Origin of the sequence: Calothrix sp. NIES-3974 (genome assembly GCF_002368395.1) — a bacterium.
In the GTDB taxonomy this organism is placed as follows: domain Bacteria; phylum Cyanobacteriota; class Cyanobacteriia; order Cyanobacteriales; family Nostocaceae; genus NIES-3974.
Map to the genome: position 1 here is coordinate 2,444,717 of NZ_AP018254.1, position 23,236 is coordinate 2,467,952.

Below are 23,236 nucleotides of genomic sequence, written 5' to 3' on the forward strand. Positions count from 1 at the left end.
TAGTTGCATTTTATACTGATTTCCCTGAATGCAATCCCATCATCATCACTACAACTAACTTAACCTATGCAGAAAAAAGTATCGAACTCTCGCACTAGTATCTATCGTTGGATATTTGGTATTAGTACAATTATTACCACGATGCAACCCCTGAATTCTCAGGTAGTTCAAGCCTCTGAAGTTGCTGCATTGAAACCATCTGATGCACCCTTAGAATTAGAATTACTGACAAATCCCGGCAATAAAGTTGTGACAGCTAATACCATTAACCAGGCGAAAATTACGGTACCGAGTTTGTGGTGGTCAAAGGAAAAATATGGAAACAAACTATTAGCTAATTGGATAGCCTATCCAGGGAATCAAAATCAAGCGGGTAGAATAGATGTAATTGTCAATCAACAGGTCTGGAGCATATTAGATTACCTAGAACGCTACAACTTTATCAATCAGCTAGGAACAATTGCTCGTAATTCCTGTAGTCAAGAAGCTACAGATTCTGCCTTGGGTGAAAATAAAATATGTAACCAGGGATATAACCTACGGGTGTTTAACTATCAACAGGATTTTTTAGGTGCATATACCTGTGATTTTAGCAGTCCAGCCAATACCCGATGCGGTATTGATATGCGTGGTGGGAATCGCTTGAAATTTAATCCGAATCAGGTTTCTTTGTATCGATAGGGTTGAATATTCCCAAATTGTTCACATATTCAATTATATTTAATTGCATCTACCTACTTATGAGACGTAGCATTGCTACATCTTTACAAGGTTCATCTGTTGCATTCTGATTTCAAGGTTTACGTTGTCCTTGCATAAGTCGTGAGAGGATGTTTCAAAAATCATTTTTATTACTTGAATTATCGTTTTTGGGAATGGGAAGAGACGCGACATGTCGCGTCTGTACTCTCGAAGGGAAAATCAGCTTTATGACCCCATCTCCAGAGTCAGGACGATAGTCAAAATAGTGATAATTAATACTTGACAGACATCCTCTGAGAAAATCAAACTAATTTTTGCTGTTTGATTTGGTTAAAAAATTCAAAGTAATGGCGAGTAACCTTTGCTGGTAGTGGTAAAATTAATTCGCTATTTTTGATGATATTGGGGTCAATGATTAACAAATTCGCAATATTTTGCGGAATATCATTAGGTTGAATTTGAGTGGGAATGGGGGTACTAACTTTAGAACCGATGGTAAGTTGGCGAGCGTTTTCTTGGTTCCAGAAAAAGTCAATCCATTCTCCATGTCCAGCAGATTGGGATGATGTGGATGGATGATGTTGATAGGGAATTACCCATAAATCAGCCCAGAGAGCGGTTCCCCTTTGGGGTACAATGGCAGCAAATCGGGGGTCGCTGGTAATCAGAGGAATCACCTCATTTGACCAACCAACAGCCATGAAAGTATCGCCAATAATTAAAGGTTCCAGATAGCGATCGCTGGAGTAAAATTTTGTTTGCTGATGGAGTTGGCTGAGTTCAGTTTTCAGATTGGGAATAGAGTTGAGGTCTTCCGTGGTTGTGTTATAGGATTTACCCAGCTTTTTCAGTACCAAGCCGATGGTTTCGCGGGGATGGTCAAGGAGGGAAATGCGATCGCGCAATTCCGGTCGCCATAAATCATCCCAATCACGGGGGGGATTCCAGCCATTACGTGCAAATTGATCACGACGATAGACAATTACCGTTGTCCCCCAGCGAAAAGGAGCAGCCCATATTTTTCCTTGGGGAGAGACAAATCCCTGATCATCCCTGGTGACTAATTGTTGCCATTTTGGTGCTAAATTAGACCACTGCTGAAGTTTACTGACATCAATGGCTTGAATTAACTTTTGTTGAATGGCAGCTTGTAACCAGTAATCTGGAATACTCACTAGATTTGCAACTGGAGTTGGGGGTTCTCCCACCACAGGTAATTGTCTCATTCGAGTCCAGAGATTATCTGGTTGGGGTAGCTGGTCGCGAAAACGCCAATTTTGCAGGTGAGTAAAAGCATCCTCAACCCTTCTCAGGGGAGACACTTGTAATTTGACCTGCTGTTGACTTTGCCAACTGCGTTGAAATCGATTAATTAACTGACCGGGAAGGGAACCTTTGAGTAACTCCACCCGAAATGCATTCTGATTATTGCCACAACCAGTTAAAAATTGAGCGATCGCTACAGCAGTCGCACTATGTAAAAATTCCCTTCGCCGCATTTTTTATTGAGAGTACAGGAGATAGAATACAGAATACAGGAGAAGCAAAAGATGACCCCACGAAAAGCTGCATTACACATGTTGACGGGTCTGACGGAGGAGGAGTGGATGTAGGACTTACGCACTGATTACGATCAAACAAGACTTTGAGATTTCTTTCTGACATCGCAATTATGTAAGTGCGTTGCGTCATGATTACGTAAGTCCTGTTATGTATACTGCAAACGCTTCAGAGTTGAACTAAATATAGAACCCTCTCCAAAGCTTTCCCCGTTTACAGGGAAATGCTTAAGAATTTAATTTGCTGGTGGCAAAAAGTATATTACTAAGCCATTTGCAGTACATGATTAAATTTCCCTTCTCTCTCCCGTCTTCTTTACCTCACGCTTTTGCGCGTGCTTGTTTGAGCATAGCAATCAAAACTTGATGTGCATCCTCAGCGCTGGTAATTTCCTGTGCAAATTTAATCCGTACAGGTACATTTTCACCATTGACCTCGGCATTTAAATCCATGCCTTCTGGGTCAATGGCAACCATTTGCGCGGAACTAGCGGTGACACCACCATAGGCTTGCACGTACAATACTAACGCATCCGCATGGTCTTCATTCATATGATTACAAATACGCGCACTGACCGCAGGACTCAATGGTTCTGACATCCTTAGTATCTCCATATATATGCGTACATGTAATAGTATGCACGAGTTTAGCAATCAATTGCACTGTATTCCCTTACCCTGGACAACAATCCCCAGACTAGTTAACATAATCAAAAAAATTAGCAGTATAAATAAAGTAAGTGTATTTTATTGTTTGATTATTAACGTTCTTCCTGGAAATGTCCACAACAGGATGTAGCAAAAAGTAAGGGTAAATTTTCACATACACAAGGTTGATGAGGAAAAAAAACAACCGTCGCATCATCATTGGTGATGTTCACGGACACTACAAAGGCTTAATGAAATTGTTGGATGCGATCGCACCCGCAACAGATGATAATGTTTATTTTTTGGGGGATTTAATTGACCGCGGTCCAGAAAGTTCCCAGGTCGTGGAGTTCGTCAAAAATAGCCCCTACTACTGCTTGATGGGCAATCATGAACAAATGTTAATCAACATTCTCAGTAATGGTGGTTCCTCATCCAGCGCAGTCCAAGCTTGGTTATACAGTGGTGGACAAGCAACCGTCGCTAGCTACGAGCAATCGATTATCCCCCACGAACACGTAGAGTGGTTGATGTCTTTACCAACCTATCTGGACTTAGGAGACGTTTGGCTGACCCATGCAGGTGTTGACCCCACTTTACCCGTCTACGAACAAACAGCAGACCAATTTTGTTGGATTCGTGACGAATTCCACAGCATGGAAACACCCTACTTTGCCGATAAATTAATTATTATTGGCCACACGATTACTTTTACCATGCCCGGCGTTAAACCTGGTAATCTCTGTCAAGGAATTGGCTGGTTAGATATCGATACAGGTGCTTACCACCCCCGTAGTGGATGGTTAACAGGTTTGGATGTTGATAATCAAATGGTTTATCAAGTCAATGTCCTCAAACCAGATATGAGTCGCACTGTTCCCCTAGAAGAAATTGTCACGATTATCAATCCAGAAGACTTGCGGGGTGGAAACCACAGACGAAGAGCTTCCCTGTTTAAGTAGGATTTGCGGCAAAAATAGTAAAGAGTAAAAACGCAATATATGGCGTCTCTATATTTTACGAGCATTAAGGAGTATTGTAGTCGCAAAAAGTGCTGTCGGAATAGGCATGTCAGGCTAAAAAATCAAGCATTTGTAATGTTTTTGGGTCTTGTGCAAAATGGAATTTTTGGGTGATGACTATCCCCCCTACAGACGCGACATATCGCGTCTCTACTTTTTCCCCAGACCCTAATTCAAACGATTTTGATTATGACTAATCATCGCTGCCAACATTTCCTCAGACACACAACGACGTTCCGAACAGTAGGTCATTAAATTAACACCATTCATCATCCGTACACTACTCACACGAACCCGAAAATCATCACTAATAAACCAACATCTTTCCTGTCCTTGGTTATTTTCATAATCAGTATCAATGGTCAATACCCCGTCTTCCGCAAAGCTATAGCGACTGACAACGGGAATACTTTCCACATAACCTTGATTGCGGATTAATTTTCCTTGTCGGGGATTATCCGTATCGGGTATGTCCACCAAAATTGCTGCATTCCTTCCTCCCATATCTCGTGTATCTAAATTAACTTGCCATGCAAAACTAGCTCCCCCAGTCGCTGTACTTGGGTCAATTCCTTGGGAATGGCAAATTTCGATTACACGGGGGTCATCCTTACTAAGGACTTCGATGGTCAAATTTGATTCTCCCGATTCATCAGCAGTTGTATCAAAGTGGTGAACAGAACGTTGGGTAAACCAGGTTCCCTCGCTTTTGCGAAAGAACTCCATCATTGTTAAGGGAAAATCAGACATTTTAGATTTTGGTTTGAAGAATATGGTCATCAAAATCCAGGATACAGGAGGAACAGGGAGAATCTGAAATTATTTAGATTATGGATTGAAGGGTACAGGAGACAGGAGGAAAAGATTGAAATACCAAATATGCTTGATACCGTTTTACTTTGGAGTTGATACATGAAGGAAGCTTTTGGGTGCAGGGGAAGAAAATGTATCGAAATTTGAGTGAAATGGTGTCAGAATTTAAGATTAAAAAAATGGTCAGAAAAGGTACGTAGTTGTGCTTTCGCCCTCTATACCAAAACTTCTTCGTAGCTAAAGCCACAACTACAAACTTTCTTGGGAGTCTAAAATTCAATACAGTTCAGTTAGACTTAAAAGCCTGATTATGGGGTAGGTTAGGCTGAAGAATGTAGAGGCAGAGCCTAGGCTGTGTACTTTGTGCCTTTTTTGGGGTCGCAAATTCATCCACAAACCGTGACAACAAACTTGTTCCAAGACTTCGGCTTTTGATACATATAGGGAAGCTCTGCTTCCTGATTTGAGGCAGTAGCCCTCGTGGAATGCGTCCCCACGCACAGCATCGGGACGAGATCATCACAAAAACTGTGTCAACTTATGGGTAAATTTCCACAAAATCAACAGTCTACCCAAAGCCTCAACCCAACCTACAGTTATCTTTAAGACCAAGCGTATTGGTCTAAAATTAACTTGGAAAAAAACTACAGCAGTTAGTGTAGCATAAATTTAAAGTCGCCCTTCTATGACAAAACTGGTGTCCCATTGTTTTTGGTCAAAATCTGCCATTACCTTGAACAATGTGTTTCATCGTTGTCAAGCTTTCTAGGCTGATTAAACCACGTCGGTGTCCTTTTTGGTTAGACATACCTAAAAAGATGGTGTCACCACGGGAGGGACTACGGGAAAATCGGGGGGAAGCATTTATGTAGGTAGAAGCACTGTTAACTCCCAGAGCAAATTGTCTACTTTCTTGATAGGAATCGGTGACAATACAGTCAGCATGACCGCTACTGTAGCGATTAATCCAGGCGATCGCATCGTCGAGGTTATTAACTAATTTGAAGGCAATAGTCTTGTTGAGGTAGGCTGTACCCCAGTCGTTATCGTTAGCAACCTGGATTTGGGGAAAGGTTTTCGCTAATTCGCGATCGCCGACAATGGTAAAACCTTTTTCTGTCAAACTATTCCAGAGGGTTTGCAGGGAGGAGGGAACGGTTTGGCGATGGATCAGAACTTTTTCGATGGCGTTAACGGGGTCAGGTTCACTTTCATGGCTATCAATCAGCATCCACCGCACCATATCCAGACTACCGTTGGGAGACCAGTATAAATAACAATTACCCAAAGCCGATTTTAAAACCGGAACAGAGGCTAACTTGACTATTTGCTGGACAAGACTAGTTCGTCCATAGGGTATCACGAGATTAATATGCTGGTCTTGAATCACTAATTCCCGCATGGATGCGCCATATTCGCTATTAAGCAATTCTATACTACCGTCAGGAAAACCCACCTCCGCGATCGCATTTTGCAGGACATTTGCAATTACCGCATTAGAATTACTCGCTTCCGAACCCCCTTTCAGGATAATGCTGTTGCCAGTTTTTATACACATCCCCGATGCGATCGCACTCAACTCCGGAAAGGCTTCAAACACAAAAGCTATTACCCCTAAAGGCATCTGCTGGGCATAGGTTTGGGAGTCATCAAGTTGGTATTCTGCCGCCCTTACCCGGCGCAATGGGTCAGAAAGTTCTCCTAACCTTTGCAGTATATTTACTGTTTCCTCTAGCCTTTGGGGTGTTAATTTTAACCAATCAATCACATAATCAGGAACTGCCATCTCTCGACTTGCTTCCAAATCAAGAGTATTAGCCTCTAAAATATCATCAATAGCACCAGCGATTGCGGCAGCCATTGCTAAAACCATCCGACTGCGATCGCTACCTTTAGCGGTAGCTAGTTTGAGAGACGCACCATAGGCACGTCTAACAGCTAGTGTCGTTGGTTCAGTTGTTGCATCAAACGTATCCACACTTAGATTATTCAACGTCGGTAAGTGAGCCAAGCCATTAATGCAGGTAGAACCGCTAAAATAATTGCGACCATACCCCAAGCAATAATACTATGGCCGCTAGCCAGTTTGAGTGCTAAAGGCAACCAGATAATTACCAAAACAAAAATTATCGCCAAGGCCATGGGCAAATAATTTTCACCCAAACGGGGACGGACAACAATCCACCCCTGTCCAGTCCAGCGCCATGATTTTTTGTAAGGGTAGGTGGTTGAAAGTTGTTCTAGCACATGGCCATTATCCTCAACCACAAAGATTTGTTGACAGCGATCGCAACCAAAGGCTTCAGTTAAAGTGATTGGTACTAAGCGACCTTTGCGACGACAAGGACAGGGGTACTCGTCATTGAAACTGATTTTTTCAACTTTCTGGGAATGCACAAAACTTGTTAATGGTTAATAATATCAGGTTTTCTATATTTTAATTTTTCGGTCAGTCGTAAGTGGGAGGTTACGTTTGACCTATCTCCATTATCCTGCACCTATAAATGCTTATAACATTCATCTTGGACAAAATGGGGTTTCCTTTAAACAGATTCAAGATTTGTGGGTAAACCAGGATTGGGAGCAAATCCCTAGAAATTGCAGGGATTTGGGAGTAGGTAGTCAACATTGATGGCGATCAGCAAGTGGGTGAATTATACCAATAGGAAAAAATAATGCAACAGAATTTTGTAGAGACGTAGCATGGCTACGTCTTTTATTGGGTATGTGTAGCCAATATGTTTTGAATCGGTATTAGAAATGGGTTCCGATTGCAACATCTACGGTAATACTAACCAGAGCAGACGTGAAGACCGATCCAGCTAGTTTACAACTAATCTCTACAATTACGGTATAAGAATTTAATATGCCAGATCAAATTTTAGAGCCGAAGAGGAACTAGTGAGTAGGGGAAAATCAATCTGCTTCTCTGCGCTGAACACTTAACTTATTTGCTCAAAACCCCACTCCCTGTTCCCAACACCCATTCCCTATTCGATTAATTAAACTTACTCCTGAGCTATGCAACCAACGAATCCGAACCAATTTACCGAAAAAGCTTGGCAAGCGATCGCCCACACCCCAGATATCGTGAAGCAACATCAGCAGCAACAAATCGAAAGCGAACACCTGATGAAGGCTTTGCTGGAACAGGATGGACTAGCAACAAGCATTTTTAATAAGTTAGGTGTGAATCTGCAAAAATTGCGGGATCGAACCGAGCAATTTATCCAGCGTCAACCGAAGGTATCGGGAAGCAGCACTTCTGTTTACCTGGGACGTAGTTTGGACACTCTCTTGGACAGAGCTGAAGCTTACCGCAAGGAATTAGAGGACGACTATATCTCGATTGAACACCTGTTATTGGGTTTTGCCCAGGATAACCGCTTTGGTAAGGGTTTGCTGCAAGAATTTCGGATTGACGAAAATAAACTCAAAGAAACCATTAAGCAAGTGCGGGGGAGCCAAAAAGTGACAGACCAAAATCCTGAAGGTAAATACGAAGCCTTAGAAAAATACGGACGAGACCTGACCCAAGCTGCACGGGAAGGTAAATTAGACCCGGTAATTGGTCGGGATGATGAAATTCGCCGTACAATTCAAATTTTATCGCGACGGACGAAAAATAACCCCGTGTTGATTGGTGAACCCGGTGTGGGTAAAACTGCGATCGCCGAGGGTTTGGCTCAAAGAATTGTGGCTGGAGATGTTCCCCAATCCCTCAAAGACCGTAAATTAATCGCTTTGGATATGGGAGCTTTGATTGCTGGGGCAAAATTCCGTGGCGAATTTGAGGAGCGTCTCAAAGCTGTACTGAAGGAAGTGACCGAATCCAACGGCAATATTGTCCTATTTATCGACGAAATCCATACCGTGGTGGGTGCAGGTGCAACCCAAGGGGCAATGGATGCGGGTAATTTGCTAAAACCGATGTTAGCACGGGGTGAATTACGCTGTATCGGGGCTACCACCTTGGATGAATACCGTAAGTATATCGAAAAGGATGCTGCCCTGGAACGTCGTTTCCAACAGGTTTATGTGGATCAACCGAGCGTTGAGGATACAATTTCCATTCTCCGGGGATTAAAGGAACGTTACGAACTCCACCACGGGGTAAAAATTGCTGATAATTCCCTCGTTGCAGCTGCGACCCTATCCAACCGCTACATCTCCGATCGATTTTTACCGGATAAAGCCATCGACCTGGTAGATGAAGCCGCAGCGCGACTAAAAATGGAGATTACCTCCAAACCGGAAGAACTGGACGAAATTGACCGGAAAATTCTCCAATTAGAGATGGAAAAACTGTCCCTACAAAAGGAAAGTGATGTCGCATCTCGCGAACGATTGGAGCGACTGGAAAAAGAACTGGCAGACTTAAAAGAGGAGCAACGCACCCTCAATACCCAATGGCAAGCGGAAAAAGATATACTCACGAAAATTCAATCCGTGAAGGAAGAAATTGACCGGGTGAACCTGGAAATTCAACAAGCGGAACGGGATTACGACCTCAATCGTGCTGCCGAGTTAAAATACGGTAAACTCACCGACCTCCACCGTCGTCTGGAACAAACTGAAAGGGAACTCAGCCAAACCCAACGTAGTGGTAAAACCCTACTGCGGGAGGAAGTTACCGAAGCCGATATCGCTGAGGTCATTTCTAAATGGACAGGTATCCCCATTAGCAAATTGGTCGAATCGGAAAAAGAAAAACTATTACACCTGGAAGACGAACTCCACCGTCGCGTCATTGGTCAATCGGAAGCCGTTACAGCCGTCGCCGATGCGATCCAGCGATCGCGTGCTGGTCTATCCGACCCCAACCGTCCTATCGCTAGTTTTATCTTCCTTGGTCCTACGGGTGTGGGAAAAACAGAACTAGCTAAAGCCCTCGCTGCCTTCATGTTCGACACGGAGGAAGCATTGGTGCGGATTGATATGTCGGAATACATGGAAAAACACGCAGTTTCCCGGTTAATTGGCGCACCTCCCGGTTACGTCGGTTACGAGGAAGGGGGACAACTTACGGAAGCAATACGTCGTCGTCCCTACGCGGTGGTTCTCTTTGATGAAATCGAAAAAGCCCACCCCGATGTGTTTAATATCTTCCTGCAAATCCTCGACGATGGACGGGTCACGGATGCTCAAGGACATACGGTAGACTTCAAAAACACGATTATCATCATGACCAGCAATATCGGTTCCCAATATATTCTCGATTTAGCTGGGGATGACAACCGTTACGAGGAAATGCGTCAACGGGTAATGGAAGCAATGCGCAATAACTTCCGTCCCGAATTCCTCAACCGGGTGGATGAACAAATTATCTTCCATGCACTGCAAAAACAAGAACTACGCAGCATCGTCCAACTCCAAGTCGAACGACTGCGGGAACGATTAGCCGACCGGAAAATGTCCCTCAAATTAGCCGATGCAGCTCTCGATTTCCTCGCAGAAGTAGGATACGACCCCGTATTTGGTGCGCGTCCCCTCAAACGTGCAATTCAGCGTGAACTCGAAACCCAAATCGCCAAAGCCATATTGCGGGGAGAATTCAACGATGGTGACACAATCTTCGTCGATGTGGAAAACGAACGATTAGCCTTTAGACGCTTACCTGCGGAGTTGTTGGCCACTTAAAAAATCAGGAGCTATATGGTGTTGACTGTTGACTGCTAACTGTTAACAGTCAACAATCCCCTAACGGGACTGGGAACGAGCTACCGGACGGGAACCGTTACCTCGTCGGGAACGGGAACGGGGGGGAGCGATGCGATCGCCATTATCATCGTCGCTAGAAACACCATCACGTCCAGTTTCATTCCCGTAGATATCTAGATATACCGATTGACCAGCCAACCGCGCGATCGCCGCGATCGCAGTCCGAATTGACTGAATATTACGTCCACCGCGACCGAAAACTTTTCCTTTTTCGGTATCATCAAACGCAATTCTCACCCAAGCTCGATTACTAGTGGGGGACATTTCACAATCCACCCGTAAGGAACTGGGATTATCTAAAAAAGGTTCCATCAGGAACCGAACTAGCCCAATATAATCAGGGACAGAATCAGAATTTTGTCTCACCACGTTAACATTAAGATGCAGGTTGTACAGTTACCTGTTCAAATACATTGTGTTTTTTCAGGATGTCTCGTACTGTGTCAGTGGGTTGCGCACCTTGTTGGAGTCGCTTCACAATTGCGGGAACATCTAAACGAACTTCGTCAGTTCTAGGATTATAGTAGCCAAGTTCTTCCAATGGACGACCATCACGACGTGATGTGCTTCGCATCGCTACAATCCGGTAGCTGGCTTCCCGTTTTTTCCCATATCGCTTTAAGCGCAGTTTAATCATGGTAGTTGATAATTCTCTCCTGTGAGTTCCTAGACGTTTCGTATGATAGCAGTTAATCTGTGCTGAAATGCCAATTTTAACACCTGTTCTATCTTTACGGCTATACTCACCTGAAAATAGGGAGTGGGGAGTAGGGAAGTAGGAATAAGCTATTTTCTCTCCCGTTCAATATTAAAGGCTTGTAGTTGAGCTTTAGCCCCAAAAAAGCTTTACGCTCAAATCACTAAAACACAACTACGTACCTTTTCTCACCCATCCCACTTAACGCGATGAACCACTAATCCGAAATTAACCATCAAGAATGGACAGGGGACAATTGCTGTTGGAAAAAGGCATTCAAAACAGTCTCCGCTATTTGGGAACTAGTTAAACCCAGTTCAGCCTTAGATTGTTCCGGTGTCGCATGTTCAACCAAAATATCGGGAATACCGATCCGCTTCACTGGTACAACCACATTCGCATCCAATAACGCTTCAGCAACGGCACTACCAAAACCACCCATCACACAACCCTCTTCCAGGGTGACAACCCGTCCAATCTTGGATGCAAGTGGTAAAATTAACTCCGTATCCAAGGGCTTGGCGAAACGAGCATTCACCACAGTCGCCTGAATACCATGTTCATTAAGCACTTCGGCTGCTTGTATTGCTGGATGCACCATTGTTCCGTAGGCAACAAGTAATACATCATCCCCATTACGTAAAATTTCTCCCTTACCAATTTCCAGTGGTTCCCAGCCTTCCTCCATTAAAGGTACACCGTAACCGCTACCCCGTGGGAACCGCATCGCAATTGGCCCATCGGTATACTCAATTCCCGTCACCACCATGCGCTGCATTTCTGCTTCATCTTTTGGTGCCATCAACACCATATGGGGGATACAACGCAGATACGCAATATCATACATACCTTGGTGAGTCGGACCATCTGCACCGACAATTCCCGCACGGTCTAAACAGAAAAAGACGGGTAAGTTTTGGATACAGACATCGTGAATAATCTGGTCATAGGCTCGTTGCAGGAAAGTGGAATAAATCGCACAAACTGGACGCATTCCCTCGCAAGCAAGTCCCGCAGCGAGGGTGACAGCATGTTGTTCGGCAATCCCCACGTCAATGTATTGATTGGGTAATTTTGCTTGCAGTTTATCTAAACCAGTTCCCGTTGCCATTGCGGCTGTGATACCGATAATTTTTGGGTTTTGTTCAGCCAGTTTTACTAGGGTATGGGCAAAAACTTTGTTGTAACCGGGTGGTTTGGGTTTATTGGAAGGAATAGCCTTACCTGTTGCCAAATTAAAGGGGGTTTGAGCATGGTATCCTACCTGGTCCTGTTCGGCGATTTCATAACCCTTACCCTTGGTAGTTGCCACATGTACCAACACTGGACCAGGAATTTGGTGAGCTTGTTGGAAGGTGGAAATTAATTCCTCCAGGTTATGACCATCAACAGGTCCCATGTAGGTAAAACCTAATTCCTCAAACACTGCACCAACTTTGGGTACAGCCAACCGTTTCATTCCCTCCTTAATCCGTCCCAACTCTGGGGATAGGGACTCACCCACAAAGGGAATATTTTTAAATTGCTCCTCAAAATTATCACTAATAAACTGCATCGGTGGCGACAGACGCATTTTATTCAGGTAGCGGGGAATCGCTCCCACATTCGGAGATATGGACATCTCATTATCATTGAGGACTACAAGTAAATTCGTCTTTGGTAAATGGCCAGCATGGTTAATCGCTTCCAAAGCCATACCACCAGTTAAAGCACCATCACCGATAATCGCTACTACTTTAAAATCTTCACCCCGTTGGTCACGAGCGATCGCCATCCCCAAAGCCGCAGAAATACTCGTCGAAGCATGTCCGGCTCCGAAATGGTCAAATCTACTCTCACTCCGCTTTAAATAGCCAGCAACACCATCCTTTTGGCGCAATGTATGAAAATCGTTATAACGTCCCGTAATCAATTTATGGGGATAGGCTTGGTGTCCAACATCCCAAATCACTTTATCCCGATCCAAATCCAAGGTTTGGTACAATCCTAGCGTTAACTCCACAACCCCTAAACCAGGCCCTAGATGACCCCCATAGGTCGCAACCGTTTGCAAATGCTTATCGCGAATTTGGCGGGCTATCTGTTGCAACTGGCGAATCGATAAACCGTGCAACTGGTTAGGGTGGGTGATTTCACTCAGGTGCATACTGATGATGTTTTCCTCTCGAAATATTCTGTTTCTGATTTTCCCACGCGCAGGCAGTACGCTGAACTAGTTTCTTCACGGCAGTCAATTGCGCGTACACTGTATTTTGTATCATATTTTTAAGATTTGTGTAGAAAGTCCAACAATTAGCCGCTTCATTTTCCCGCCAATTCTGCAAATGCGATCGCAATTTATCTAATCCCCTAATACCTCAACCATCTGGCTCTAAGCCAAATTAATCCCATACTAGTAGAGACAACCCGACGGGTCATCTCTAGCGTTAGGGTATATTGATATGTATATATTTATGTATTTATATGTTGAAATAGCCGGGAAATAATACAAAAATTGTATTCTGACGATTTTAATAATTTATAAAACGACCCGACGCAATTGATGGTAGAGACGACCCGACGCAATTGATGGTAGAGACGACCCGACGCAATTGATGGTAGAGACGACCCGACGGGTCGTCTCTACTAGCGTATTCCCAATTCAAAATCCATAGGTGTGTAGCAGCTGGTCTCCAACAACGCTGCACCTACCCAAAATCTAAAATCCAAAATCTAAAATCCCCTCACTTTTTCACCAAAATATAGGTATTAGTTAAAAACTCTGGTAGGGTGCGAATATACCTTTGAAATTCAGCTTGATTAGGGAAAATTCCCGCCAAATAATCTAACTGATACAAATTGGGTAAAAAAGCACCACCCGTATCAGCAATTACCCCCATGCGCATTTGTCGATTTCGTCCGCTACCTGATTCTAAAACAACTATTCTTCCCAAACCAATATTATTAATATCACCAGCAAAAGTCACACCCGGCTTAATGGAAATTTTGGCATCAATTTTGTAGCCATAACCTTTGATAGCATCGACTTGGCGGAAATACCAATATCGACCTTGGTCACGGGGATTGACACCTTTTTTGAAAGGGATACCATTATTCCGGTCTACATTAAAAAAGGCACGGGTTCCATTAGTAAAATTAATCAAAATCGTTCCTTGCATTAAGGCATCTTCCAAACCAGTTCTGGTCAAATAGGCTAAAGGTTGTACCCGACCAAATTCCTTTCCTCCCGGTTCATAAATACCCTGGAGAACGTCTTGCTTCGTATATTTTTTGTAAAAATCATCGCCTACTAAATTGTCCTTCAAAGCGTAAATTCCGGCATTATATTGTGAAGTTTTTTCCCGAGAACCAGTGTGGGTGAAAACGGCATATTTCGTCAACCTTAAGCGATTTTGATTAGGGTTTTTGGGATTGTGGGGAGACCATCTTAAAACCCGAAAATTATTGTTAATAAAATTAGTATCCTGGAGGCGGCTAGGACGTTTTTGCTGAATATCTTCCTGCAAAACTGCTATCATAAAATCAAGGGTTTTGAGAATATCACCAACCGTCACCCCTTGAGTTCCCAAAATCCCTTCCCGCAAAACAATCGGGTCTTCCTTGGCATAATCCTGGAAATATTTACGGGTATTTACCAAAGTCGTTAACATATCACTTTGATTAAAATTTATTCCCCCCTGGGTAGGTAATTTACTGTTACTAATTACCCGTCTACCGTCAATCGTAAATTGATAATTTTGCTGTTCATCAATGACTTGATACTGACTAGAAGTCGGCTGTTTCGGTACATTAGTCGGCGCTTGAGCATTGATAGCCCTCATGATGCGTGCGGAAGTACTTAACTCAGAAGTCGCAGGACTAGAAACAACAGTATTATTAGCACGACTCTGTAATTGGCTATGGAAACAACCAACTCCAAAACTGGCAATACCACAGGCGATCGCACCAACAGTCAGACGCAGGGGATGGGAAAAAGGATTAGGCATACTTGTATACAGAATTTTGACTTTTCAATCAGTATTACATCCGCAGTGACGCACAAACCCATATAAAGCTTCCCGATTTTGATTCATAGGTAGTTGGATGTTGCACAAAATTAGGTGTACTCCTTGAGGTAAGTAATAAATAATTTAATTACTTATCTCCTGTCTCCTATCTCCTGACGACCGTATCCTGTATTGTATTGGCAGAAATTACTATACACCTTGCTACTTCCGATTCCGTAATTATGCATCAAACATCAGGTCGTTGGCGGTTAGGTTTGGGTTTATCCCTAATGACCGTGTTTCTCTGGGGAATTCTACCGATTGCATTAACAATCACCCTGCAAGCAGTGGATATCTATAGCGTCACTTGGTTCCGCTTTCTGGTTTCATTTTTGTTGTTGGGGATTTATTTAACCTGGAGTCGCCAATTACCACCGATCCAACAGTTTAAAACAACTACTTGGCAACTACTGGCGATCGCAACTCTATTTCTAGCCCTCAATTACATTTTTTTCCTGCAAGGGTTAGCCCTCACTTCTGCCACCACAGCCCAAGTTATCATCCAATTAGCCCCCTTTCTCATGGGATTGGGTGGATTAATATTTTTCCGCGAACGTTACACCCTACCCCAATGGCTAGGTGTTGTAACTCTAATCACAGGATTTGTATTATTTTTTCACGAAAAACTGGTGAATTTGCAGATAAATACGGAGCAATTTGAGTTAGGAATTTTATCCGTCGTCATTGCGGCTTTGGCTTGGGCTATTTATGCATTAGCACAAAAACAATTATTACAACAATTATCCTCTGCCCAAATCATGTTAATTATTTATGGAGGATGTAGTTGTTTATTTGTGTTTTTTATCACAACTAGTGTTTTTCAGAGTTTAAGTCCTTTACACTGGTTTACATTAGGATTTTGTGCATTAAACACATTGATTGCCTATGGTTGTTTTTCTGAATCTTTACAGCATTGGGAAGCATCACGAGTCAGCGCCTTGGTAGCAACAACACCAATTGTCACCTTTTTGTCTGTATTAATTTCATCTCGACTGATTCCCCAGCATATTGCTCCAGAAATTCTCAGCCTGAGCGGGATTTGCGGTGGTGTATTGGTTGTCACTGGCTCAATTGTTACCGCTTTAGGAAAACGAAATCATCATTTTTGGACAAAATAAATATCAGTGTTTTTACTAGCAGAAATTATTAAAATTAATGCATGTTAAATCGTGATATTTTACATACTGAGGCATGTTATTTTTTTATTTGTTATGATTTGATGGTGGCAGAACAAAGTCTGTACTGAATGGGTGAAATTGCCTATTTCAAATAGGCAAAAACAGAAATTCAATGAGGAATTTCCCACTTCGTCAATTCAGTTCAAGTTAAATAGAATATTTTTGAGGCGAATCAGACGACAATTATCACAGGGTGTCCGCAAGCTACCAACAACCGCCTCATCAAACAACATCACCGTGCGTAGTTGAGCGATGAACAGCCTGTTTGGTACATGGGCTAGCACCCTGGCTAAATACTTATTATTAGTTTTTATAATTGTTGTATCTGCGTTAGGATTCTCCCATCCGGCTCAGGCAGCAGAAAGAGTTTACGCATCCTACTCAGCTCTGGAACGGTCGATTTCGGTGGCTGCGTTAGAAGATTATGCTCTCAACGGTGTGGTGGCTGATGATTTAGCTGTTTACACCCGATTTTTAAACCCGGCTCAAATGGAAGAATTGCGCAGGGTTCTAAATAGTCGCATCAAAGTGAATGCGGTTGCCGTCTCCCAGTTTTTGTATACACCCCAAGGTGAATTTATGTTGCAACGGTTAGGTCAAATGATTAAGACCCAATCGCGACAACCAGAAGCGGGGATTTATGCTTTGCGTTCAGCTTTGATTTTAGCAGCTGCCGAGCCTGACGGTTTAACCTTGTTAAATTTGTTAAGGGAATATCCCAGTCCTAGTATTCATATTGATTTAGCTCGGAGTTTGGGAATTGCAGCAGAATTAGAAAAATTAGTCAGCGAAACGGAACGAGCGGTAGCCAAAGTGCAAACGAAGGCGAACGATGAAGCTGCATTAGTTGACCCTAGCTATCAAATCCCCAGAAACCCGGATTTTCGCCGACTAGGTAATTACGCAGTGGAAACTAGGGAACGGGTTCGTTTCTTTGACGCTTTGCGAAACCGATTCATTTTTACCGATATCTATTTACCGAATGCCAAAGGTGTACGTCCGGTCGTCATTATTTCCCACGGACTCGGTTCAGATAGTAGTAATTTTCGCTACCTAGCTAATCATCTCGCGTCCCACGGGTTTGCTGTCGTTGTCCCGAATCATCCTGGTAGCGACACTAATCAATTGCGATCGCTAATTAGTGGTAGTGCGAGTCAGGTTGCGGAACCCGATGAATTTTACCAACGTCCCCGCGACATCAAGTTCGTCCTGGATGAGTTGCAAAAGCGCAACCAAACCGAGTTTCGCGGCAAATTCAATTTGCAGCAAGTCGGTATATTTGGTCAATCCTTCGGTGGATATACAGCTCTTGCACTTGCTGGTGCTGAGGTTAATAAAGCGACCCTATCCCAATCTTGTCATCCAAAAGCAGTTCAAGATACCTGGAATGTTTCCCTGCTCCTGCAATGTCGGATTCTTGACCCCAATCAGAAGCAATCCCCCCAGGTCTATAGCGATTTGTATGATGAGCGGATTAAGGCTGTAATTGCTGTAAATCCAATTACTAGTAGTGTTTTTGGTCGGGATGGATTAAGTCAACTCAAAGTACCTGTGATGATTGTTGCTAGTAGCGATGATACGGTTGCACCTGCACTTTACGAGCAAATCCTACCCTTCGCTTGGATTGGTAATCCCCAAAAGTATTTAGCTGTCCTCCTGGGGGGAACCCACTTTTCTGCTATCGGTGTTGGTAAAAGCGACTCTAGCCAAATTGGTCTACCGTCCACAATTGTCGGTGATGATCCAGCTCAAGCCCGTAAATATATTAATGCTTTGAGTCTACCTTTTTTCCTATCCTACGTCGCTGGGATGAATGAATCCAAGCCTTTCCTGAATGCAGCTTATGCTCAAGCCATTTCCCGAAAACCACTGGGGTTAAGCTTGGTAAAGTCTTTGACCTCCAATGAATTAGCACAAGCGGTCAACATCGATATGGATAAATTTGATTAAAAGTTGACAGTTGACGGTTAACTGTTAACTGTTGACCATCAATCATCCAAAAGACTCATCAAAGCTTGAAAATCATCCATCTTCGTCTCCGGTTGCGAATCATTTTGAACTCCAACCGGAGCAACTTCTTTTTTCATCCCATTTTCAGCTTGCAACTCCTCCAATTGACGTTGGATAGCTGCTGCAACAAATGGCATATCACCATCCTGAGCTATTTTTAATTGCATTTGCTTAATTTTGATTTGCTGTTGCTGCCAAGCATCTGTATTGTTTATTGTCTTCGCAAGCGTCATCTTTATTCAACCCCTAATGGAAACATTTTCCCTTCAAAATACAGAATATATCTAAATTTCGATCACACCCTATAGCTTGTCTGACCCTGTGGAGGGGTAATATCCCTGTGGAGACGTAATACAACGTGAGTACTCCTGGGTCGTAGCGAGCTACGACGGATTCAAATAACCCCTCTCCAAACCTTTCTCCCTCTTGGAGAGAGGCTTTGAAAACATGGATTTTTCTGTCCCTCTCCATCCTGGAGAGGGGTTGGGGTGAGGTTCATCAAACTCATGTTAATATATTACGTCTCTACGTTAAAAAATAAACAATAAAACTCTCTGACGACCGTATCCTGTATTCTGTCTTCTGTATCCTTTCCCAGTCATTATTGATTTATGCAAGCTGAACCAAATCAGACCCACCCACAAACAGTTCCATCTACTCCAACAACCAGTAAGTTTTTAATCCTACCCACAGAACGTCGTCGTTTCTTGAGCAAATTTGTGTTGATGACATTATTGGGATGGTTTGTGGGAGGAATTGCAACTTTGGTGTTGCTGCAAACGATGAATGAACAAATTATCCCCACTGCTAACCAACAAATGCAATGGTTTTGGTACTACAGTTGGTTTTACATCAGTACGGCTTTATTTGCGTTGATTTTTGCTATTGACCAAGCTGTGGTGATGCGTAAATACGTGTCGGGGTGGTTGTGGTTGTTTGCAACGTTTTTGGGATGGTTGTTTTCCCAAAGTATTTCCCACGGTTGGGTAAGCTATATTCACAGTTTGGCTTTGTCTTTGGGACGGGACTTGGTGACAATTGAAAGGATTGTCTTCGCTAGTTTATCGACAATTGCAGCGAATCTTGCTTGGACTTGGTTGGGTTTTTCCCAGTGGGTAGTACTGCGAAAATATACCCAAGGTTCTTGGTGGTGGATATTTATTCATACTTTATCGTTTTTTGGGATCAGTTTTTTGGTATGGTTACTATCTCTGGGTCATGATGTGATTCCAGAAGTCTATCGTTCCCAGGTAGTGTTTCTGGCTGAACAAGGCTGTTCTGCGGCAATTTTAGCAATTATTCCCGCGATCGCAGCTTGTCGTTTACAGGGTAAAGTGACGAAATTTTGACATGTAGCAGTCGAAGTAATCGGTTTGATGGGACATTTATGAATCAGTAAATGTACAGACACCTGACGGGTTGTCTCTACTCCCTGTACAGACGACCCGACGGGTCGTCTCTACTCCCTGCTACATATAGACGCGAGTGCTTGTGAATTTGGATTAATATGAATCAAAATACCTTTTTATCTCATCAAATTACTCCTCCTGTTGCAGAAGTTCATCCCCATGTATTAGAACTACATGGCGATCGCCGTGTTGATAACTATTTTTGGATGCGCGATTTGGATAATCCCCAAGTACTTGCCTATTTAAATGCGGAAAATGCCTATACTGAGGCTATAATGCAGCCAACCCAAGGATTGCAAGCTGATTTATATGCGGAAATGTTAGGACGAATTCAGGAAACGGATTTATCCGTACCTGTCCGCAAGGATGATTATTATTACTATTCACGCACGGAATCCGGTCAAGCCTATGCAATTCATTGTCGTAAGTATGGTAGTTTAGATGCACCGGAGGAGATTTTATTAGATGAAAATCAGTTAGCTAGTGGGGAAGATTTTTTTAGTTTAGGTATTTTTGAAGTTAGTCCCAATCACGATATTTTAGCCTACGCCATCGATACAAATGGAGCCGAGCGTTATACGTTATATTTTCTCGATTTAAAGACCGGAAAATTATTTCCTGAAAAAATTGAGGATGTCTATTATTCCTTTGCCTGGGCTAATGATAATCGCACGGTTTTCTATACAAAAATTGACGATGCTAATCGTCCCTTCCAATTATATTCCCATGTTGTGGATACCCCTACGAACACAGATAAATTAATCTACCATGAACCCGATGATTCCTACTTTTTGTCGGTGGGAAAAACCCGCAGCAATGCCTATATTGTTATGGAATTGGGCAGTCAAATAACTTCCGAAGTCTATGTTTTAGATGCTAACCAACCCCAAGGTAAATTTCAATTAATTCAACCACGAATCCACGGAATTGAATACGACATAGACCATCATGGTGACTATTTCTATATTGTCACCAACGAGGAAGCCATTAATTTTAAATTAATGAAAACTCCCATCAATGCCACTAGCAAGGAAAATTGGCAAACTGTGATTCCCCACCGCGAAGATATTATGTTATCGGGAATCAGTTTATTTGCCAATCATTTAGTAATTTACGAACGTATCAACGGTTTACCCACTGCACGCATTCACAATTTAACCAACAACACGGAACAAGCTATCACTTTCCCAGAACCAGCCTATGGATTTTTTGAAGGTGCAAATCCCGAATTTAATAACCCAAGTTGCTAGTTATCGGACTCCAGGGTGCGAAGCACCCGGAGTCACGTGTTTTCACGCGCAAAGTTGTGTGGTTGCGCTACGCGCAACCCACAAGATATGCTTAGTTAATTGAAGTAAAAAAAATACTTGCTATATAAATGCTTGTTTTAAAGTAAAAGCAAAAATAAATGCTTCTATCTTCAATAGAAATCCATCAAATGTGACTGCATGAATTGACTTGGGAAAAAGGTAAGTGATAGCACTGAAAATAGTCTCTATATAATGCCTGGTATGTTGCTTAATATAATGATTCCACGGCTCGTCTTGACGCTGAGAATTCTTTTTTCGCATAACTTTCAAGTTAATTTGACTAGTTATTTTTAAGTCATCTTCTGCTGTATAATCCGTGTATGCAGAGTCACCATACACTTCACTCCCTGGTGGCAAATTTAATGGCAGTGCATTTAACGCTCTTGAATCATTAGCACTACCAGGCATAAATACGAACTCAACAGGAATACCACTTTTAGTAGTTAAAAGTTGAACTCTAACTCCATAAAAATAGCGTTTCTTTGATGCAATATAACCTCTATAATCTTCCGACTTAATTAGTTTGACATTAAAAATACGGATATTGTCGCACATTGGTACGGGAAAAGAATCTAAAAGATATTCAGTACAATCACTAGTCTCCTTTAGTATCATACCTATTTGATGAAATAAGTCATTTATTAACATCGAAATACCGTGTAATCTTCTATTAAATCGTGATTTATCTAACATATTGGGAATAAGATTATGCTCTTTCATGTAGCAACAAGCCTTGCTATGATTACCATAGAAAAACATTGCTGCAATTAGTGCCGTTGTCATAATTTCTGCATCACTCATATTTCTACGGCAATCATCATGATGACCAATTGCTTTAAGTAAGTCATCAGTGATAGCATAAACAGTAATTATTTCGTTTAACATATTCCCCTCCGTTTTTTTCTTCTTGGAGGGGATTTTATTATAAATTGTGACGCGACACGCCAGCGCGAAGCGCTGGCGAAGAGTAACTAGCAACTTGGGTTAATACCAATATTTTACGCTTCACCTACACATCCCTAATTACACCACCATCGGTATTCGATTACAACATGGATACCAATCAACGCACCTTAAAAAAAGCCACCGAAGTCCTAGGTGGTTACGACCCCCATCAGTATATCAGCCAAAGGTTAATGGCAACAGCCCAGGATGGAACAAAAATCCCCATTTCCATTGTTTACAAAAAATCCGTTACTCCCAACGGTCAAAACCCCCTATTCCTCACTGGATACGGTTCCTACGGCTATCCCTACCCCGTCACATTCTCCTCCAATTTATTATCCCTCCTCGACCGAGGTATTGTCTATGCGATCGCCCATGTCCGCGGTGGTGGAGAAATGGGACGCAAGTGGTATGAAGATGGCAAGTTTCTCCGTAAGAAAAACACTTTTACCGACTTTATTTCCTGCGCAGAATATCTTATCCAAGAAAATTGGACATCTAGCAATAAATTAGCAATTTCCGGAGGAAGTGCTGGAGGTCTGCTCATGGGTGCTGTGATCAACATGCGTCCCGATTTATTCAAAGTTGTAGTTGCTGCGGTTCCCTTCGTTGATGTTGTCACCACCATCCTCGACACTTCCTTACCCCTTTCCGCAATCGAATGGGAAGAATGGGGAAACCCCAACGATCCAGCCTACTACGAATATATTAAATCCTATTCTCCCTACGATAACGTCACCGCCCAAGCCTATCCCCATTTACTGATTACTGCGGGTTTAAACGACCCCCGTGTTAAATATTGGGAACCAGCCAAATGGACAGCAAAACTACGTACCCTCAAAACTGATGATAATATCTTGCTACTCAAAACAAACATGGATGCAGGACATTCCGGTGCATCAGGACGTTACGAAAGTTTAAAAGAACTTGCCTTTGAGTATGCCTTCGTGCTTAGTTTCCTCGGCTAACAATTTGTGGTATCTCCGAATCGTCCTATCAATTACGGATACCTGTAGACAGTCACGTCTAAATTTCTAAATTAATACTGATTCCAAAAATGTTTGCAACCCACTCAGAACATGAGACGTAATAATGCTACGTCTCTACAAAATTAATGAATTCTATTAATTAATTCTGTCGCATTCTTTTTTTCACATAGGTGATTTTTGGTCAAAA

The 23,236-nt window shown here is 42.6% G+C and carries 17 protein-coding genes and 2 pseudogenes; 8 read left to right on the forward strand and 11 right to left on the reverse strand.

Going from position 1 to position 23,236, the window contains the following annotated elements; all coding sequences use genetic code 11:
* Positions 1 to 66: 66 nt before the first annotated feature.
* Entirely contained in the window at positions 67 to 681 is a 615-nt protein-coding gene (locus tag CDC37_RS09630) for a hypothetical protein (protein WP_096621567.1), read from the forward strand.
* Between the two features lie 323 nt (positions 682 to 1,004).
* On the opposite strand, the gene CDC37_RS09635 is transcribed toward CDC37_RS09630, so the two are convergent.
* Both CDC37_RS09635 and CDC37_RS09640 read right to left on the reverse strand, forming a co-directional pair.
* Complete coding sequence (locus CDC37_RS09635; RefSeq protein WP_096621569.1) at positions 1,005 to 2,201, reverse strand: extracellular solute-binding protein; 1,197 nt, start codon at positions 2,199 to 2,201, stop codon at positions 1,005 to 1,007.
* A 381-nt stretch (positions 2,202 to 2,582) separates the two neighbouring features.
* Entirely contained in the window at positions 2,583 to 2,861 is a 279-nt protein-coding gene (locus CDC37_RS09640) for a DUF2470 domain-containing protein (protein ID WP_096621571.1), read from the reverse strand.
* A gap of 236 nt (positions 2,862 to 3,097) precedes the next feature.
* Between CDC37_RS09640 and CDC37_RS09645 the strand changes: the two genes are divergently transcribed.
* Positions 3,098 to 3,871, forward strand: a complete 774-nt coding sequence (locus CDC37_RS09645; protein ID WP_096621573.1) for a metallophosphoesterase family protein — start codon at positions 3,098 to 3,100, stop codon at positions 3,869 to 3,871.
* Between the two features lie 228 nt (positions 3,872 to 4,099).
* Here the strand turns inward: CDC37_RS09645 and CDC37_RS09650 are convergent, their stop codons facing one another.
* The 3 genes from CDC37_RS09650 to CDC37_RS09660 form a co-directional block, all read right to left on the reverse strand.
* The gene (locus tag CDC37_RS09650) at positions 4,100 to 4,681 is read right to left on the reverse strand and encodes a phycobiliprotein lyase (RefSeq protein ID WP_231943356.1); all 582 of its coding nucleotides are present in this window, start codon (positions 4,679 to 4,681) and stop codon (positions 4,100 to 4,102) included.
* Between the two features lie 778 nt (positions 4,682 to 5,459).
* Entirely contained in the window at positions 5,460 to 6,722 is a 1,263-nt protein-coding gene (locus CDC37_RS09655) for a glutamate-5-semialdehyde dehydrogenase (RefSeq protein ID WP_096621575.1), read from the reverse strand.
* 11 nt (positions 6,723 to 6,733) lie between these two features.
* Positions 6,734 to 7,141, reverse strand: coding sequence for a hypothetical protein (locus tag CDC37_RS09660; RefSeq protein WP_096621577.1), 408 nt, complete (start codon positions 7,139 to 7,141; stop codon positions 6,734 to 6,736).
* A gap of 624 nt (positions 7,142 to 7,765) precedes the next feature.
* Here CDC37_RS09660 and clpB point away from each other — a divergent pair.
* Positions 7,766 to 10,384 carry an ATP-dependent chaperone ClpB gene (gene clpB / locus CDC37_RS09665; protein ID WP_096621579.1) on the forward strand — a complete coding sequence of 873 codons (2,619 nt, stop codon included), beginning with the start codon at positions 7,766 to 7,768 and terminating at the stop codon, positions 10,382 to 10,384.
* Between the two features lie 60 nt (positions 10,385 to 10,444).
* On the opposite strand, the gene CDC37_RS09670 is transcribed toward clpB, so the two are convergent.
* The 4 genes from CDC37_RS09670 to CDC37_RS09685 form a co-directional block, all read right to left on the reverse strand.
* Positions 10,445 to 10,852: a KH domain-containing protein gene (locus CDC37_RS09670; RefSeq protein ID WP_255408925.1), complete on the reverse strand. Its 408-nt coding sequence runs from the start codon at positions 10,850 to 10,852 to the stop codon at positions 10,445 to 10,447.
* Entirely contained in the window at positions 10,842 to 11,102 is a 261-nt protein-coding gene (rpsP, locus tag CDC37_RS09675) for a 30S ribosomal protein S16 (RefSeq protein WP_096621582.1), read from the reverse strand. Before rpsP ends, CDC37_RS09670 begins: the two co-directional genes overlap by 11 nt.
* 295 nt (positions 11,103 to 11,397) lie before the next feature.
* A complete protein-coding gene (dxs, locus tag CDC37_RS09680; protein ID WP_096621584.1) occupies positions 11,398 to 13,308 on the reverse strand; it encodes a 1-deoxy-D-xylulose-5-phosphate synthase in 1,911 nt (636 codons plus the stop codon).
* A gap of 577 nt (positions 13,309 to 13,885) precedes the next feature.
* The gene (locus CDC37_RS09685; protein WP_096621585.1) at positions 13,886 to 15,148 is read right to left on the reverse strand and encodes a hypothetical protein; all 1,263 of its coding nucleotides are present in this window, start codon (positions 15,146 to 15,148) and stop codon (positions 13,886 to 13,888) included.
* Positions 15,149 to 15,390: 242 nt separating this feature from the next.
* Here CDC37_RS09685 and CDC37_RS09690 point away from each other — a divergent pair, with 242 nt between their 5' ends.
* Entirely contained in the window at positions 15,391 to 16,326 is a 936-nt protein-coding gene (locus CDC37_RS09690; protein ID WP_096621587.1) for a DMT family transporter, read from the forward strand.
* A gap of 312 nt (positions 16,327 to 16,638) precedes the next feature.
* On the forward strand, positions 16,639 to 18,336 hold the full coding sequence (locus CDC37_RS09695) for an alpha/beta hydrolase (protein ID WP_096621588.1): 1,698 nt from the start codon (positions 16,639 to 16,641) through the stop codon (positions 18,334 to 18,336).
* Between the two features lie 38 nt (positions 18,337 to 18,374).
* Here CDC37_RS09695 and CDC37_RS09700 read toward each other — a convergent pair whose 3' ends face one another.
* Positions 18,375 to 18,629, reverse strand: coding sequence for a hypothetical protein (locus CDC37_RS09700; protein ID WP_096621590.1), 255 nt, complete (start codon positions 18,627 to 18,629; stop codon positions 18,375 to 18,377).
* Between the two features lie 378 nt (positions 18,630 to 19,007).
* Between CDC37_RS09700 and CDC37_RS09705 the strand changes: the two genes are divergently transcribed.
* Both CDC37_RS09705 and CDC37_RS09710 read left to right on the forward strand, forming a co-directional pair.
* Positions 19,008 to 19,745 carry a hypothetical protein gene (locus CDC37_RS09705; protein ID WP_231943359.1) on the forward strand — a complete coding sequence of 246 codons (738 nt, stop codon included), beginning with the start codon at positions 19,008 to 19,010 and terminating at the stop codon, positions 19,743 to 19,745.
* 158 nt (positions 19,746 to 19,903) lie between these two features.
* A pseudogene (locus CDC37_RS09710) lies at positions 19,904 to 21,040 on the forward strand (oligopeptidase B); the annotation flags it as partial.
* Between the two features lie 135 nt (positions 21,041 to 21,175).
* On the opposite strand, the gene CDC37_RS09715 reads toward CDC37_RS09710, so the two are convergent.
* Positions 21,176 to 22,000, reverse strand: a complete 825-nt coding sequence (locus tag CDC37_RS09715) for an IS982 family transposase (protein WP_096621153.1) — start codon at positions 21,998 to 22,000, stop codon at positions 21,176 to 21,178.
* A 101-nt stretch (positions 22,001 to 22,101) separates the two neighbouring features.
* On the opposite strand from CDC37_RS09715, the pseudogene CDC37_RS09720 reads away from it, so the two are divergent.
* Positions 22,102 to 23,028, forward strand: a pseudogene (locus tag CDC37_RS09720) (prolyl oligopeptidase family serine peptidase); the annotation flags it as partial.
* Between the last annotated feature and the right edge of the window lie 208 nt (positions 23,029 to 23,236).